The following is a 15831-nucleotide window of genomic DNA, read 5'->3' on the forward strand; positions in this document are numbered from 1 at the left end:
GATCGCACAGGCATGACAACCGTTTTAACGTGGAGGCCGTAGACGGTTCTTTTACTTTTTGCGCGCGACGTGGGTCAATACCTCACGCAGGGTGTCGGGCTTGAGGGGCTTGGTGATGTAATAATCCATGCCGCAGGCCAGGTAGCGCTCTCGGTCGGCCGTCATGGCAAAGGCGGTCACGGCAATGATGGGGATGTCTTCGTTTTTCTCACCCGCCGCGCCGGCGCGGATCTTCTCGGTGGCTTCGACCCCGCCCATCACTGGCATCTGGATATCCATCAGCACGAGGTCGTAGTCTTTCTCGCGCAGGGCATCGAGGGCTTCCTGTCCATTTTCGGCAAAGTCGCTCTCGTGACCCATCTTCTTGAGCAGGGCCATCGCCACCTTGCGGTTGGCGGCGTTGTCGTCGACCACGAGCACCTGCTGGCTGTAGAAGCTCTTGGCCAGGGCCTGCTTGTACATGCTGGGCTTGGGCTTGTTGGCCGCCGCCTCCTTGATCGGAGCGCCGACAAAGCCTGCGACTTCGACGGTGGCCTTGAAGCGCATGCCGCGTGGGCGGTTGGGCTCGATCGTCGCCTCCCCGTCCATCGCCTCGATGATCCGCTTAGAAAGGGCGAGGCTCAGGTGATTGGAAAACTGGTTGGGCGCGCTGGTGTCGGTCGTCTGCTGGTAGGGGTTGAAGACCTGGTCGCGCTCTTCGTCGCTCAGATCCGGCCCGGTGTCGGCCAGCACGATGGTGAGGCGGTAGTGCAGCTTCTCGCCCAGCGTGGTCTTTTCGCCATTCTGGAGGCGCTGGCGGTAGACGGCCATCGCCACGTCGCCACTGTCGGTGCGGTTGATCGCGTTGCTGACGATGTTGACGAGCACGCGGCGGAAGTGCTCGCGGTCGGTCTGGATATTGATCGAGCCCTCTTCGGCCAGCCGACAGGCAAAGCGCAGGTTTTTGCGGCGTGCCTCCACGCGGAACATCGACTCGACTTCCGCCACCAGTTCGCCGAGGTCGAAGCGCGAAGCCTTCAGCTCCAGCCGGCCCGTTTCGAGATTGGCGTAGTCGAGGATGTTGCTGATCACGTTGAGCAGCGTCTGCCCACTGCCCTTGATCGCCTGCATGTACTCGGTCTGCTCGGCGTTGAGCTCGGTCGTCAACAGCACTTCGGAGAGGCCCAGCACGGTATTGAGCGGCGTGCGCAACTCGTGGCTCATGTTGGAGAGCAACGTATTCTTGGCGCGGTTGGCCGCATCGGCTTCGAGGGCCTTGCTCTTGGCGGCGGCGAGCAGCTGTTGTTGCTTCTGTTCGCTTTGCCGGCGTGCCTCCTGTTCGCGTTCAAGGTCTTCCTGCAGCGTGCCGACCTTGGCGGCGGAGCCCTTGCAGCTGCTCTTGGCCCAAAAGACCGCGCCGGCGGCGACGAGCGTCATCAGGCCGGCCAAGGCAAAACCGATAGCTCCGGTATCGCCCAGGATCGGATGCGGCAAATGGGTGAGCGTGGCGGAGGTGGCGGCAGAAATGAAATCCATGGGCGCTGCAAGGGGCATGGATGAAGCAGTGGGAGTCAATCGCTCCGGTTCCAAACACAAATTCATCGGGTCGACTACCGCAACTCTCAAATCGCCCGGCAACACACTATCGCCGCGCCGCTTGCGTTGTTTAGGTGGAATTTATTGGGTAGTTAACCTCGATGCGATGCTAAATGCTTCAACTCTGGTATGTCGGTCGAAACGACGTATATCATTTTGAGGTATAACATCCAGAAACTGTCTCCCGTATGGTTTTTGCAGGATGCGGGGGTCGAGGATTGTGATGATGCCTTTGTCGTCGGACCGTCGGATCAGGCGGCCGATGCCTTGCCGGAATTTGACCAATGCTGCCGGCAGCATGAGCACGCCAAAAGGTGAGTAACCAGCTGCCTGGACCCGCTCTGCCCGCGCTTGTGCGACCGGGTGGGTCGGGTTTTCAAAAGGCAGGCGCGTAATGATGACCTGCTGGAGCGCGGGGCCGGCAATATCCACGCCCGTCCAGAAGCTTTCGGTGCCGAAGAGCACGCCGTTGCCCGCGTCGCGCAAGCCCTGCGCCAGCGCGCCGCGTGAGCCGCCGACACCTTGGCGAAAGAACGGGCGCCCGGCGGCGTGCAGCTCCGGCTCGACCTGCGCGGCGACGAGGTCGAGGTCGCGGTAGCTGGTAAAGAGCACGAGGCTACCGCCCGGCACCGCCTGTACGGCAAACGAGATCGCTTCGGCTAGCCACTCGTTGTCGAGCCGGGCGTTGCGGGGGTTGGGCGCCGGGGCGTCGGCCGCGATCAGCACCTGCATGTTGCGCTCGTAGTCGAAGGGGGAGGGCGTCTGCTCCGCCCGCTGGCCCTGCGCGCCGATCTTTTGCTGGAACGAGCGCATGTCGACTCCTTCGGCGAGGGTCGCGCTGGTCACAATCACGCCCGTGTCACGGTGAAAAAGGCGTTCGCGCAGGATCGGGGCGACCGAAAGCGGGGCCGAGCGCAGGGTCACTATCTGTTCGCGCTGCCCGGTCTGCTCCAGCCAATAGACGCTGCCCTCCTCGGCGCACTGCAGGCAATTGAGCAGGCTCACGCGGTAGGTATTCAGCAGGTCGCGGGCGCCCTTCAGCTCGTCGCGGTCGGGCCCGTCCTGCATGCGGTCCCAATTCTGGTCGACCGGCTTCAGCACCGCCGTAAGCACATGAAAGAGGTGATCCTCGGCCCAGCCGCCGTCGCGCAACCGGATGATCTTGTGGTCCTTGAGGTGCGTGTCTTTCAGTTGGTCGAAAAACATGTCCGCTTCGGCCAAGGCCAGCGTCACCTCGTCCTTGCCGCGCGAGCCGGGCCACTTGGCCATCAGACCCTGCCGCTTCTCCGGATACCAGAGCCGCCGCAGCGCCCGCTTGAGCCCATAGGAGCTGAGGTGCTCGCCAAAGTGCTCGGTGGCCACGTTGTAGATCGTGTGCCCTTCGTCCAGCACGAGAGCGTCTTCGGGGAAGAGCACGCCCGTCTTCTCACCCTGCGGGTAAAAGCCAGCCGCCAGTAGCGCGAAGAGCAGGCTGTGGTTGACGATGCGGATGTGCGAGGCGTCGATCCGCTGGCGCGCCTTACGGTAAAAGCAGGTCTCCGGCGTGCAGTTGCGGTTGTTGCAGGCATGGCCATCGGCGCTCACCCACTCCCACACATCGCTGCGCGGGGCCGGGTCCATCTCCTGCCGCATCCCGTGTTGAGAAGTGGCAGCCCACGCGGCAATGCGCTCCAGCTCCATCATCTCCGGGCCCTTGAAGAGCTCCTGGTGTCGGGCTTGGGCCTGTTTCAGCCGCGTGCCGCACAGGTAATTGCCTTTGCCCACGAGCAGGGCCGACCGGAAGTCGGCGTAGTGTTCCAGCGCGGGCACCTGACGAAAGAGCGAGCGGCACAGCTCAAGGTCTTTTTGCAAGATCTGCTCCTGCAGCGCGATGGTGTGGCTGGAGACGACAAAGGGCCGCTTGGTCTCCTGTGCCCAGATCAGCCCCGGGATGAGGTAGGCGAGGCTTTTGCCCACGCCCGTGCCTGCCTCGAAGAGCAGCGGCTCCAGCCCGCCCAGGCTTTCGGCCACCGCCCGGGCCATCTGGGCTTGCGGCGCGCGGTGTTCCAACCCCAGTTGACGCACGAGGTAGCCCTTGGGCCCGAAGATGCCGTCGACCAGCGGCGGCAACTGGCGTGCGGCATTGAAAGCCGGGGCCGATTCGGTGGGTGTCTCGTGAAAGCCGATCATGGTGCAAGTTAGGCGCGGGTGGGGCAGCCGCAACTGCCTCAGCCTTGTGATCTTCTGTTCATCATCGCCCGAGTCCAAGCAAAAACCGTCGCGTCCCAGCTCAGCCCACCGGGATTTTCCGCCTCCGGAGGATGCCAGCAGTTAGCCGAGGCGTCGGAGCATAGCGCAGACCCCCCGGTTGCGTCGAAAAGGATCAGCACCCCGGAGAGGGCGCCACCCATGCGGGAAATCCTTGTGCCGCCCCCCTTTGGGATTGCCAGTCGGTTCGGCTGCGTAAGACTGAGGTCCGCATGGACCGGCAAGAAATTGAGCGCCTTCTTATCTGGCAGGACCGCGACGTCCGCGTCGACACCCTCCAGAAACAACTCTCGCGGCTGCCCCAGGAGATCGCCGCCGCCGAGGCCGGCATCAAGCAGGAGCAGGCCCGTCAGCACGCCGCCGAGCAGGCGCTCAAGGCCTCGGAGCTGAAGCGCCAACACACGGAAGGGCAGATTGCAGACCACGAGACGGCCATCGTGCGCTACAAGACGCAGCAGCTCCAGGTGAAGAAAAACGAGGAATACGCGGCCCTCACGCACGAAATCGAGCTGCAGGAGCAGAAAATCAGCGACCTCGAAGACAACGTGCTGGAGATGCTCGACCAGATCGAGAGCGAGCGCGCTGTTCTCGACGCACTGAAGGAGGAAGTCGCCGCCGAAGTCGACCGCCTCCGCCGCCAGATTGCTGCCCTGCAGGAGCAGCAGGCCGCCGCCGAAGCCGAGCTGGATGAGGCGCGCGCCGATGCCGAAGAAGCGGGCGCCGTGCTGACCCCTGCCACCCGCAAGGCCTACGACTACGTAAAAAGCCAGGTGCGCCGCGCTCCCTTTGTGGTGCCCTTGAGCGAAGACCGCAAGTGCCCGGGTTGCCACCTGCGTGTGAGCGGCGAAGTCGAGAGCCAGGTGCGCCGCCATCTCGACCACCCGCGCTGCGATAGCTGCGGTCGTCTGCTCTACTGGGAAGCCTGAGCCGTAAAACAGTCTCTTAATTTTAGGATTGCCGGCGATGGTGTCTAATTTTTATTAGACAGGCATGCACTACCCCTGCTCCCCTGCTGTTACCCCCTCGCCTGTACTATTTCCTGCTTTGCGCTCGCTCGCCGCGCTATGTCTGGCGGCTTCGGCCCTGACTGCCGCGACTTTTCCGAATGCGGTAGAGGTCGAAGACTGGCGCTACGACCCGTCGCTAGGCTGGTTTGTGGACGATTTTGGCGGCTGGCTCTGGAGCCACGACAACGGCTGGATCTACCCCACCGATGGCAACTGGGACACGGAGGGCGTTTACTTTTACGACCACGGGATGCAGCGCTGGATGTGGTCGCAGAGTGAGCACTATCCGCTCATCTACGCCTGGGGCGAAGTGGAGGGCTGGCAACGCATCTCGTTCAGCGACCAGCGGGGCCAGCGCCGCTTCTACGACTGGGCCAGCGAGCGCACGCTCTTTGAAGACGGCTACGTGGTGGAAGGCACGGTCTTCCCGGTGTCGACCCGCAGCCAGTTCGACAACGCGGTGGCCAATGCCGGGGCAGGGGACGTGATCGAATTCACCGCCTCCCTCCCCACCACCAGCCTTTCGGTGAAGAACAAGCAGGTGGCCGACGGTTACGTGCGCATCCGTGCCGCCCAGCCGGGCGCGATTGAGCTCAAGTCGCTCAATGTCGAAAACAGCAGCGGCATTATCGTGGAGGGCTTTGCCTTTGGTCCCAACACCTCGTCGATCTATTGCAAGGTAGTCAATTCCCAGCGGGTGCGCATCCTTCGCAACACCTTCGACTGCAAGGACGTGACGAACAACCAGAACGCGATCGTCACCACCCAGGCCTCAGAAGATATCGAGATCGCCTACAACGACTTCGACAACAAGAACGTCAGCACGACCGAGACTCAGTCGAAGATCACCGGCAGCTACCTGAAGGTACAGTACGACGCGCCCGACATCACGCGCCGTCTGCACATCCACCACAACCACTTCAAGAACATCGTGCCGCTGCCCAATGGCTCCAGCTTTGCGGGCGACTCCGACCGCGAGTGTATCGTCTTCGGCGTCAGCGGCTCGCAGGATGAGCTGACCGACCACGTGGTGGAATACAACCTCTTTGAAGACTGCGACGGCGAGAACGAGATCATTACGGTCAAGACTTCGCGCAATACCATCCGCCACAACACGTTTTACAACTCGCTCGGGTCGATCTCGATCCGCTTCGGCACCGAAACCAAGGTCTACGGCAACGCCTTTATCGGCGACGAGCACAACCAGAACGCCTACAGCAACGATCTCGGCGGCGTGCGGGCCTACGGCAGCCATCACCAGATCTACAACAACTACTTCCAGGGCCTCAACGGCAACAGCTACCGCATCCCCATCCTGCTCGACTCTGGCGACACCTCCGACAGCACCGGTGGCGACGGCCACGAGCGCGCCACGCACTGCGTTGTCGCGCACAACACCATCGTCGACTGCGCCTGGGGCATCGCGCTGGGGCTCAACTACAGCCTCACGCCAAAGGAAAATCTCATCGCCAACAACCTCGTGCAAAACCGCACGAACAACCTTTACCACCTCGGCTCCAACGCCGCCGCCGAGAGCAGCAACACCTTCGCGGGCAATCTCGGCCACCCGCTCGGCAGCGCGAACCTTGGCCTCGACCGTCCGGAAAATGAAATCCGGCAAGCCGACCCGCTGCTGGTGGCGGCGGAGGTCAATGGCTGGCCGCTCTACCGGCTGGGGCAGGGCAGCCCGGCGGTCGATGCTGCGACCGCGCTGGAGCTGGCGGTCGCCGTCGATCTGGAGGGCCAGTCACGCGATGTTCCCGACGTCGGCGCCGACGAAGTGGGGCAGCCCGCCACCGCCATGCGCCTGCCCGTCAACCCGGCTGACGTAGGGCCGAATCCGCTGAGATAGGTATATCGTTGTGCCGCCAATTCTTCCTTATTTGATTTTATACAGAAGACCCGGCTGGTTTGGCCGGGTCTTTTTTGCGTCCTGAAACTGGAACTACCACTGGCCTTGGAAGGGCGGCGGGGTAGGGCCTTGCGGATGGGATACGGGAGCGTCTGTCGCCTTCGACTTGGCGGGGAGAGACTCGATGGTCTTCATCGCGGTGGCGACGACCGAGCTGATGTCGGCGAGGTTGGCCGGGATGATCATCGTGTTGTTGGTCTTGGCCAGGTTGCCAAACTCGCGCACATACTGTTCGGCCACGCGGAGGTTGACGGCCTCCTGCCCGCCGGGCTCGTTGATGGCCTCGGCTACCTTGCGGATGCCTTCGGCGGTGGCGGCGGCCAACAGCTCGATTTCGCGTGCCCGGCCTTCGGCTTCGTTGATCTGCTTGATCTTTTCGCCTTCCGAAACGTTGATCATTTCCTGCTTGTTACCCTCGGAGACGTTGATCTTGGCCTGCCGCTCGCCTTCGGATTTGGCGACCACGGCGCGGCGTTCACGCTCGGCACGCATCTGCTTTTCCAGCGCGTCGCGCACGGAGTCGGGCGGCATGATGTCCTTGATCTCGTAGCGCAGGATCTTGACGCCCCACGAGTCCGACGCCTTGTCGACAGCTTCGACCACTGCCGCATTGATCATTTCGCGCTCCTCGAAGGTGCGGTCGAGCTCGATCTTGCCGATCTCGGAGCGGAGGGTAGTCTGCGCGAGCTGGGACGCGGCAAAGAGGTAGTTTTCGATCCCGTAGCTGGCGCTCTTGGCATCGAACACCTGGAGGTAGAGGATGCCATCGACCGACACCGAGATGTTGTCCTTGGTGATGCAGGTCTGCGAAGGCACGTCGATGGCGATTTCCTTCAGCGAGTGCTTGTAGGCGACCTTGTCGATAAAGGGGATGAGGATGTGAAAACCGGCGTCGAGCGTGCGGGCGTATTTACCCAGGCGCTCGATCACGAACTGCTGGCGCTGGGGCACTACGCGGGCGGTCTTCATCAGGGTGACGATCACGAGGATCGTCACTACCAGGGCCATCACGAGAGAGAATTCAAACATGGGTAGCAGGAGACGGAGGTTAGTCTAAAGTAATGACGAGGCTGGAGCCCTCGCGGCGCACGATCTTCACGCGTTGGCCGGGCTGGGCAGGCTCGCTGCAACTGGCCGACCACTGGGTGCCGCGAAACGCGATCCGCCCGTGGTAGGTGCCGGTGGCGTCGCGTTCGAGGCCGAAATCGGAAGCGGCGGTGGCGGCCCGCCCGGTAAAGTCGTCGTCCTCCGGCTGGCCGTTTTCCGCAATGTCGCCGCGGAAGATGCGCTTGAACTGCCCGCGCAGGGCCACGATCTGGAGGATCGTCAACGCGCTGAACAGCAGGAACGGCAGCCCATGGCCTCCGGGGAAGCCAAACCACAGGGCCACCCCTGTCACCAGCGCGGAGGTGCCGAAAAACACGATCACAAAGCCACCCAGCAGCAGTTCGCCAAGGATCAGCAGGAGCCCGAGCACCACCCAGATGATTTCCACCAGTTCCATGAAAAATGCAATGCCGTGCCTGACGAGGCTTCACAAGCTCATTCCTCAGCGGTGGAACGTTTTAGGGGTACACGCGAACGGCAGGAAAGGTGTGGACCTTCCCTGCCGCTGTTTGTAGAGCCGGGGGGCTTGCTCTAGTCCACAAAGTAAACTCGTCCGAGGCTTGTCTGGGTGCTGGCGGAAACGCCGTCAAGGGAGGGAAGACGCTTTGTTGCGCGCATCGTTGCGCATGCCGCCGCCACGGTTTGATTGGAATGAAATCTGCACAAGGGCCACCCCATGTTCGGCGGAATATTCCAGTGGATTTCGTCTCACCACAACCTGCTCACGGTGCTCACCAATGCGGCCATGCTGGCCGTGTGGGTCGTGTATGCGCAACTGCTTCTTCGGACCTATAAGCAGCAGCGTAAGCCACGGATGGTGATCAGCAGCTCGACCGGCAAGAAGGGGGGCAGTCGTATCCTTGCGTGCAACCTCTCCGCCCGCGCCGTCTTTGTGGAAACCGTCATGCTGCGCCTCTCTCTGGAAGGGGACAAGAAGACCGAGCGCTTTATCGACGAGAGCGTCGTCGGCCAGGAGGAGCTGGACGGCCTGTTCGGCTCGGTTCAACCCGGCAAAGCCGTAGAGCTGGGACCTATTCTCGGCCTGATCGCCAACGCTTGGCAGGAGAAAAAGGAATCACTGCCGGTCGAGGACTACCGGGAGGTGGAGATTGTCGTGATCGGCTTTTATGCCGAAAATCGAATCCCTTTTGCCGCAGGCCGTCGCTTCAACTTCGCCGAGATCCATCAAGACCGCTGCACGCTGAACGCCAAAAGCGTTTACACCCACCACTGGGTCACCCCGCGCGAACGTAAGGAGGTCTGTTGCTGGCTGGAACGCTACTACAGCCTCAAGGCCAGCGGCAGCGGAGACGAGTGAGGAGGTAAATGATCGCAGTGCTGATTGAGCTTGAAACCCCGCGCAGGTGAAATGATTTTCATATAGTGATTTTGCTCAACACAGGCATCTATACCGTTCCCGAAGCGTCGCGCCTCAGCGAGGTTGCGCCGTCGCGGATTCGGCGCTGGATGTCAGGCTATCGCTGTAAAGGAAAGACTTACGAGCGCTATTGGGTGGGGCAGCTGCCAAAAATGGAAGGAAAGCAGGCCGTCGGTTTCCTCGACCTTATTGAGCTGCGCTTCATGCACTTCTTCCTGGCCCAAGGCGTTTCACTGCAACGTATCAAGCAGGTGCATCAAGCATTGCAGCATCGCCATGGCATCTCACATCCGTTCTCGACGGGGCAATATGGCACCGATCGCGTCAACATTCTGGAGCAGGCTGCGGATGAACTCGGAGAGCGGCTGTGGGTAAATGTTACTTCAGGCCAGGCAGAGCTTAAGTTTGTGGAGCAGTTCATCCATCAGCTCGATTTCGGCAGCGATTCTCTTGCTGCTCGCTGGTGGCCGCGAGGGCGCGATAATCTCGTGGTGCTCGACCCGCAGCGCAATTTTGGAAAACCGATGCTCGCAAGCTGCGGGGTGCCGACCCGGGCTATCATCACCGCACTCAGGGCAAACGATACGGTGGAGGCGGTAGCCGAGTGGTATGAAGTATCCATAGCGGAGGTTCAGGCTGCACTAGAGTTCGAGCGCTCGTTGGCGGCATGAAGTTCTTTCTGGACAACAACCTTCCTCCGCGCCTGGCCAAAGCCTTGAACGAATTGTTGTTGCCCAACGACTCCGCCCAGCACCTCAAAGATACTTTTTCCGCTTCTGCGACGGATATCGAGTGGCTTACTCAACTGGATCGGACCTACTGCTGGGTGATCATCACCGGAGACCTGCACATTCAGAGGAGGCCGCACGAGCGGCTCGCTTTGCAAGAGGCCGGGCATTCTGTCATCTTTCTCGGTAAATCGTGGGCGCGATTGGACTTTTGGGCCACGGCTTCCCGGCTCATTCATTACATGCCTGAGGTCCTGCAACTGGTTAGAAACCAGAGCGGACAGATTTTGGCAGAGTTGCCTGCCCAAGGGCGCCTGCGCGTTTTGGGGAGCCGGGCTTGAGGAGCGCCCCCCTTGCCTTCCGGCTTGCCATGGGGGCCGGGCTGTGCGTGCATGACCGCTTGATCATGACGTCGACGAATCGCTATTACCCGCAACTCTCCGCGCAACTGGCCGAGGGCATCGAACAGCTCAAGGGCCGCAAGCTGGCCGTGTTGGGGCATGTGCGCCCGGATGGCGACTGCATCGGCAGCACGGTGGGCCTCGTTCGTGCGCTGCGGGCGCAGGGCTTCGACGCCATCGGCATCAACCACCATACGGTGCCGGCCAACCTCAAGCTCTTCGTGGCCGACACCCCGCTCTTTCAGGATCATGAGGTGGCCGACCTCTCCGAGCGTGTGGCCATCGCGGTCGACTGCGCGGGCAAGAAGCGCCTCGGTGAGCCCGTGGCGGCAGCCTTCCCGCAAATCGCGATCAACATCGACCACCACATTTCCAACGAAAACTACGGCGAGCGCAACCTGATCGACGGCGACGCCTCGGCTACGGCCGAGATGCTGGCCGCGCTGTTCCTCGACCTCGGCTGGGAGATCGACGCCGTTGCCGCGCAGGCCCTCTACATCGGCATCGCGACCGATACGGGGCAGTTCCGCTTTTCCTCGACCACCAAGCGCACGTTCGACCTCGCCTGCCATCTGCTGGAGCAGGGTGCCGACCCGGCAGTGGCCGCGCACGAGCTCTACGCCAACGAGAGCCGCGCCAAGCTGGCCCTGCTGCAGCGCTTCCTCTCCAGCTTCCGCTACCTCTGCGGCGGCCGCGTATGCCTCGGCGTCGTCCACGACGAAGACTGGGGCCTCACCGGCGCAAACAAGGACGACACCGAGGGCCTCGTCGACTACGCGCGCGACATTGAGGGCGTCGAGATCGGCGTGCTCCTGGAGCAACGCGACGGCCAGCTCAAGGGCAGCTTCCGCGCCAAAGACGGCTCGAAGCGCGTCGACCTGCTGGCCAAGCAGTTCAATGGCGGCGGGCATGCGGCGGCCGCAGGCTTCAACCCCCAGTGCTCCCTCGAAGAACTGCTGGAGCGGCTGGAACCGGCGCTCGAAAAACACTTTGCATCGCTGGACTCGGGCCTCTAAACAGTCGATTTATACCTTTTAACCCCTCGTGCGCCCTGCAGGCCCCGGGGGCGGATGTGTTGTTATGGCAAACGGAGATTTTGAAGGCGTACTGCTGATCGATAAGCCGTCGGGGATGACCTCGCACGACGTGGTTGACCGCGTGCGGCGCAAGCTGAAGATGAAGCGCGTGGGCCACGCGGGTACGCTCGACCCGAGCGCCACGGGCCTCATGATCGTGCTCGTGGGCAAGGCCACCAAGCTGAGCCAGTTCCTGATGGGGCTGGACAAGGTCTACGAAGGCGTGATCCGCTTCGGCCAGGCCACCACCACGCAAGATGCCGACGGCGAAGTCGTGAGCGAGCAGGAGGTGCCCGACCTGAGCGAGGAAATGCTCCAGGGCTACCTCAAGTCGTTCCTCGGCGACCAATACCAGACGCCCCCGATGTTCAGCGCCAAGAAGGTCGACGGCGTGCCGCTCTACAAGCTGGCCCGCAAGGGCAAGGAGATCGAGCGCGAGCCGCGCGTGATCCGCGTGATCGAGTTTACCCTCGACAGCTGGAACCGGCCCGACGCCGAAGTCACGGTCGCCTGCAGCAAGGGCACCTACGTCCGCACCCTCGCGCACGATCTGGGCGAGAAGGTGGGCTGCGGCGCGCACCTCAAAGACCTCCGCCGCGTGGAGATCGACAAGTTTGTGATCGAAGACAGCCTGGAGCTGGCCGACTTCGAGGCGCTGGAGCCTTCGGAGATCCGCCGCTACCTCATCCCGCCCTACCAGGCCGTCCCCAGCCACGTTCTTTAAGCGAGAGCCAAGCGCATGCAACGCTACGACAGCATCGGTGGGGCCATGGAATTACCGGCAGCGGAAATCGACGTGGCCCCTCAGGTGCCGCTGGAGCGCCTGCGTCAAAAGCCGCTCTCGCTCGCCGTCGGCATGTTCGACGGCGTGCACCGGGGGCACATGGCGGTGATCCAGGGCGCCCTCGAGACTGCCAAGCGGCAGGGTGGGGTGCCGGGGGTGCTGACCTTCTGGCCGCACCCGAGCCGCCTCTTCCGCCCGCAGGACCCTACGCGCATGTTGCAGCCCGTCGCCCAAAAGCGGGCGCGCCTCTACCGCGCCGGAATCGAATTTATTATTTGGAAGGCGTTCGATAACGCATTTGCGGCAATCCCGGCCGAAGACTTCGTGGCGCTGGTGCTCAAGTCGGTGCCCGGGCTCAAGAGCCTGCATGTAGGCAGCAATTTCCGCTTTGGCAAAGGCCGCCTGGGCGATGCCGAGCTGTTGGCTGAGACGGGGAAAGCTCACGGCGTGGAGGTCGTCATCACTCCCCGCCTGCAGTACGACGACGCTGCTATCAGCAGCTCGCGAATCCGCGATTGCCTGGAGCGGGGAGACATGAAGACGGTCAACGAGCTGCTCGGCTACAGTTACCGTAGCCAGTCGGCCCTGCAGCCGGGGCGTCGGCTCGGTCGGATGATCGGCTTCCCCACGCTCAACCTCCCCTGGGCGCCGGAGCTGACCCCACGGCTGGGCGTTTACATCGTGGCGTCGCGCCGCCCGGGCGAATCCGCCTGGCGTCCGGCGGTCGCCAACTACGGCGTGCGCCCCACGGTTGAAAACGCCCCCGTTGAGCCGATCCTAGAAGTTCACCTGCTCGACGGCGAAGACGTGGATTACGTCGCCGGGGAAGAACTCGAAGTGGCCTGGCACCGTTACCTGCGCCCGGAGAAGAAATTCGACGGTCTGGACGCCCTCAAGACCCAGATCGAAGCCGACTGCCATGCCGCCCGCGCCTGGTGGAAGGTCCAGCGATAGGACTGGAAGATTGGAACAGGAGTAAAGGGAGTAAAAAGAGGCTTTTTAAAAACAGAAGAGGACAAAGACCGCAAAGACAGGACCAATAGCGAATCCAGTCCTAATCTTCGTGTCCTTTGTGTTTCTATAAATATTTCTGAACTCCTTTTAACTCTTTTTCCCTCCTGTTCTTATCCTTATCCCTTGCTTCAATCTGCGGGCGGGATTTAGCTGATCCCATGAACCGCATTGCGCGACAGTTCGCCGAGGGCAAGGCTGCCGATCGGGCACTCTTTATTTCCTACCTCTGCGCCGGTGATCCGACGCTGGAGCACTCCTTCCAGGCCTGCAAGAGCGTGCTCGAGGCCGGCACCGACCTGCTGGAGCTGGGCGTGCCGTTCTCCGATCCGCTGGCCGACGGCCGCGTCAACCAGGAGGCCGCCACGCGCGCCCTGGAGGCCGGTGCCACATTTGACGGGGTGATGGATTGCATCGCGAAAATCCGCGAACGCTCTGAAATTCCGATGATTTTTTATGCGTACATGAACCCGCTGCTGGCCCGCGGATTCGATCAGTCGATCGCCGCGGCGGCGCAGGCCGGCATCGATGGATTCCTGCTGCTGGACCTTCCGCTGGAGGAGGCGAAGCCCTACCGCGGGGCGCTGCGCCGCAATGCGCTCAACGGCATTCAGCTGGTCACCCCGACGACGCCGGATGAGCGGATCGGTAAAATCGTGAAGCAGGCCAATGGATTTATTTACTGCGTGTCCCGCGAAGGGGTCACCGGCGTACAGGATAAAATTGCCGATGGGGCCGGGGCACTGGTGCAGCGTATTAAAGACCACAGCGACCTGCCGGTGGCGCTCGGTTTCGGAATCGGAACCCCGGAACAGGCGCGTGATGCGGCGGCATTGGCCGACGCCGTGGTGGTGGGCAGCGCCATTGTGAATGCTTTTCATAACAACCCGCATACCGCCGAGGGCCGTGCCGATGCCGCCGCGTCCGTCGGCGAAATGGTTAGAGCAGTAAAGGAGATTTAGGATGTCCGGTCGTTACGCAGTCATCATGGCAGGGGGAAAAGGGGAGCGGTTCTGGCCGCTCAGTACGTCGAAGCACCCGAAACAGCTTCTGGCACTCGTCGGCGATAAACCGCTGATTGCCCAGGCCGTGGATCGCCTGGAAGGCATCGTTCCGCCGGAAAATGTCTTTGTGGTCACCAATGCCGACCTGGTCGATGCTACACGCGCCGCCGCGCCGCTGCTGCCGCCGGAAAATATTGTCGGCGAACCGATCGGGCGCGATACCGCCGCTGCCGTGGCCTGCGGCGGGGCACTGGTGAAAGCCCGCGATGAAAACGGCGTCTTTGCCGTCCTGACCGCCGATCAGGTGATGGGGGACCTCGATATCTTTTCCAACACGCTCAAGGGCGGCATGGACCTCGCCGCTGAAAACGACATCCTCGTGACCATTGGAATCAAACCCACCTATGCGGCCACCGGATTCGGCTACATTGAATCGGGTGCGGATTTCCGGACGGCGGAAGGGGTGGAATTTAAAAATGCCGCGCGCTTTGTGGAAAAACCCGACGAAACCACAGCGGCTGAATATCTGGAAACCGGGAAATTTTTCTGGAACTCCGGCATGTTTATCTGGTCGGTCCAATCCCTGGAAAAAGCCTTCGGCGCCCATTGTCCGGAAATGCTGGAGCTGATGCATACGCTGACCGGCTATGCGGCCGGCGGCCGGATGGTCGAAGGCATGGATGCAACCTATCCGGACCTTGGAAAAATTTCGGTCGACTATGCGCTGATGGAAAAAGCGGACAATATCGTGATGGCCTGCGGCACGTTCTACTGGGACGATGTCGGTGCCTGGCCGGCGCTGGAAAGCCATTTCGATCAGGACGACGCCGGCAATACGCCGATCGGAACCGTGGAGACGCTGGACGCCGAGAATAACATTATCCTGTCCAAAGACCACCTGACCGCCGTCATCGGCGTGAAGGATCTCATTGTGGTGCAAGCCGAGGGTGTGACCCTGGTCTGCCCGAAAGACCGCGCCCAGGACATCAAGAAAATGGTCGTCGCTCTCCGCGAAAACGGCGCCTACGACGAACTGCTTTAAACGAACCACAAAGGCACTAAGGACTCGAAGGTTTAGGACGGTCGTCGTTGTGGTTGTCGGGATATTCCTCGCTGAGGCGCGGAGCACACAGAGGTTATGCAGATTTATAGATGCGGCGGTTAAATGGTGTGAGTTGCGTGGAGGGACGATGTCCTCATCGTCCACGGACAGCGGGGACGCTGTCCCTCCAGAAAAATCGACATTCCCGATATTTAGTCGCCGAAGCAGTAAAATCCGATCATTCGCGGGATTCGTGTGATCCGTGATCCTTTTGTAAATTCCGTGGTTTAGTTTCATTTCCTGAATCCGAATTTTCCGGGTCGGAGCGCGGGGTAGAGATGTACTTCGTGTGAGGTGAAAAAACCGGGTTCGCGGGGCTGTTATCGGGATCGCGGATTCCGCGAATCGCACGAATTTTAGATGCGGCGGTTAAAGGTTGTGCGTTGTGTGGAGGGACGATGTCCTCATCGTCCACGGACAGCGGGGACGCTGTCCCTCCAGAAAAATCGAAATTCCCGATATTTAGTCGCCGAAGCAATAATTCCTCTGAGAACCCAGT

The 15831-nt window shown here is 61.6% G+C and carries 15 protein-coding genes; 10 read left to right on the forward strand and 5 right to left on the reverse strand.

The window, feature by feature from the left end:
• Positions 1–51 precede the first annotated feature (51 nt).
• Both Q7P63_12645 and Q7P63_12650 read right to left on the reverse strand, forming a co-directional pair.
• Positions 52–1515, reverse strand: a complete 1464-nt coding sequence (locus Q7P63_12645; protein MDP0500935.1) for a response regulator — start codon at positions 1513–1515, stop codon at positions 52–54.
• Between the two features lie 141 nt (positions 1516–1656).
• Positions 1657–3744 (reverse strand): helicase C-terminal domain-containing protein, encoded by a 2088-nt coding sequence (locus Q7P63_12650; GenBank protein ID MDP0500936.1) that lies wholly within the window; start codon positions 3742–3744, stop codon positions 1657–1659.
• A 290-nt stretch (positions 3745–4034) separates the two neighbouring features.
• On the opposite strand from Q7P63_12650, the gene Q7P63_12655 reads away from it, so the two are divergent.
• Together Q7P63_12655 and Q7P63_12660 are read left to right on the forward strand one after the other, a co-directional pair.
• A complete protein-coding gene (locus tag Q7P63_12655) occupies positions 4035–4748 on the forward strand; it encodes a C4-type zinc ribbon domain-containing protein (GenBank protein MDP0500937.1) in 714 nt (237 codons plus the stop codon).
• Positions 4749–4866: 118 nt separating this feature from the next.
• Positions 4867–6681: a polysaccharide lyase 6 family protein gene (locus Q7P63_12660; GenBank protein MDP0500938.1), complete on the forward strand. Its 1815-nt coding sequence runs from the start codon at positions 4867–4869 to the stop codon at positions 6679–6681.
• Positions 6682–6774: 93 nt separating this feature from the next.
• On the opposite strand, the gene Q7P63_12665 is transcribed toward Q7P63_12660, so the two are convergent.
• Both Q7P63_12665 and Q7P63_12670 read right to left on the reverse strand, forming a co-directional pair.
• Positions 6775–7770 carry a stomatin-like protein gene (locus Q7P63_12665; protein ID MDP0500939.1) on the reverse strand — a complete coding sequence of 332 codons (996 nt, stop codon included), beginning with the start codon at positions 7768–7770 and terminating at the stop codon, positions 6775–6777.
• Positions 7771–7789: 19 nt separating this feature from the next.
• The gene (locus Q7P63_12670) at positions 7790–8245 is read right to left on the reverse strand and encodes an NfeD family protein (protein MDP0500940.1); all 456 of its coding nucleotides are present in this window, start codon (positions 8243–8245) and stop codon (positions 7790–7792) included.
• Positions 8246–8524: 279 nt separating this feature from the next.
• On the opposite strand from Q7P63_12670, the gene Q7P63_12675 reads away from it, so the two are divergent.
• The 8 genes from Q7P63_12675 (at position 8525) to Q7P63_12710 (ending at position 15272) form a co-directional block, all read left to right on the forward strand.
• Entirely contained in the window at positions 8525–9166 is a 642-nt protein-coding gene (locus Q7P63_12675; protein ID MDP0500941.1) for a hypothetical protein, read from the forward strand.
• Between the two features lie 65 nt (positions 9167–9231).
• Complete coding sequence (locus Q7P63_12680; GenBank protein MDP0500942.1) at positions 9232–9897, forward strand: DUF433 domain-containing protein; 666 nt, start codon at positions 9232–9234, stop codon at positions 9895–9897.
• Positions 9894–10295, forward strand: a complete 402-nt coding sequence (locus tag Q7P63_12685) for a hypothetical protein (protein ID MDP0500943.1) — start codon at positions 9894–9896, stop codon at positions 10293–10295. Before Q7P63_12680 ends, Q7P63_12685 begins: the two co-directional genes overlap by 4 nt.
• A gap of 65 nt (positions 10296–10360) precedes the next feature.
• Positions 10361–11371 carry a DHH family phosphoesterase gene (locus Q7P63_12690; GenBank protein MDP0500944.1) on the forward strand — a complete coding sequence of 337 codons (1011 nt, stop codon included), beginning with the start codon at positions 10361–10363 and terminating at the stop codon, positions 11369–11371.
• A 64-nt stretch (positions 11372–11435) separates the two neighbouring features.
• Entirely contained in the window at positions 11436–12155 is a 720-nt protein-coding gene (truB, locus tag Q7P63_12695; protein ID MDP0500945.1) for a tRNA pseudouridine(55) synthase TruB, read from the forward strand.
• A 15-nt stretch (positions 12156–12170) separates the two neighbouring features.
• Positions 12171–13169, forward strand: coding sequence for a riboflavin biosynthesis protein RibF (gene ribF, locus Q7P63_12700; protein MDP0500946.1), 999 nt, complete (start codon positions 12171–12173; stop codon positions 13167–13169).
• A gap of 218 nt (positions 13170–13387) precedes the next feature.
• Positions 13388–14188, forward strand: a complete 801-nt coding sequence (trpA, locus tag Q7P63_12705; protein ID MDP0500947.1) for a tryptophan synthase subunit alpha — start codon at positions 13388–13390, stop codon at positions 14186–14188.
• A gap of 1 nt (position 14189) precedes the next feature.
• Positions 14190–15272, forward strand: coding sequence for a sugar phosphate nucleotidyltransferase (locus Q7P63_12710; protein MDP0500948.1), 1083 nt, complete (start codon positions 14190–14192; stop codon positions 15270–15272).
• A gap of 238 nt (positions 15273–15510) precedes the next feature.
• On the opposite strand, the gene Q7P63_12715 is transcribed toward Q7P63_12710, so the two are convergent.
• The coding region (locus tag Q7P63_12715; protein ID MDP0500949.1) for a hypothetical protein at positions 15511–15831 on the reverse strand (321 nt) is incomplete at its 5' end.

The sequence above is a fragment of the Verrucomicrobiota bacterium JB022 genome (assembly GCA_030673845.1).
GTDB lineage: Bacteria > Verrucomicrobiota > Verrucomicrobiia > Opitutales > Oceanipulchritudinaceae > WOUP01.

Coding starts and splice junctions, on each gene's coding strand:
- Q7P63_12645 (MDP0500935.1), bottom strand. CDS start 1,515: ATGGATTTCATTTCTGCCGCCACCTCCGCCACGCTCACCCATTTGCCG.
- Q7P63_12650 (MDP0500936.1), bottom strand. CDS start 3,744: ATGATCGGCTTTCACGAGACACCCACCGAATCGGCCCCGGCTTTCAAT.
- Q7P63_12655 (MDP0500937.1), top strand. CDS start 4,035: ATGGACCGGCAAGAAATTGAGCGCCTTCTTATCTGGCAGGACCGCGAC.
- Q7P63_12665 (MDP0500939.1), bottom strand. CDS start 7,770: ATGTTTGAATTCTCTCTCGTGATGGCCCTGGTAGTGACGATCCTCGTG.
- Q7P63_12670 (MDP0500940.1), bottom strand. CDS start 8,245: ATGGAACTGGTGGAAATCATCTGGGTGGTGCTCGGGCTCCTGCTGATC.
- Q7P63_12675 (MDP0500941.1), top strand. CDS start 8,525: ATGTTCGGCGGAATATTCCAGTGGATTTCGTCTCACCACAACCTGCTC.
- Q7P63_12685 (MDP0500943.1), top strand. CDS start 9,894: ATGAAGTTCTTTCTGGACAACAACCTTCCTCCGCGCCTGGCCAAAGCC.
- Q7P63_12690 (MDP0500944.1), top strand. CDS start 10,361: ATGACGTCGACGAATCGCTATTACCCGCAACTCTCCGCGCAACTGGCC.
- truB (MDP0500945.1), top strand. CDS start 11,436: ATGGCAAACGGAGATTTTGAAGGCGTACTGCTGATCGATAAGCCGTCG.
- ribF (MDP0500946.1), top strand. CDS start 12,171: ATGCAACGCTACGACAGCATCGGTGGGGCCATGGAATTACCGGCAGCG.
- trpA (MDP0500947.1), top strand. CDS start 13,388: ATGAACCGCATTGCGCGACAGTTCGCCGAGGGCAAGGCTGCCGATCGG.
- Q7P63_12710 (MDP0500948.1), top strand. CDS start 14,190: ATGTCCGGTCGTTACGCAGTCATCATGGCAGGGGGAAAAGGGGAGCGG.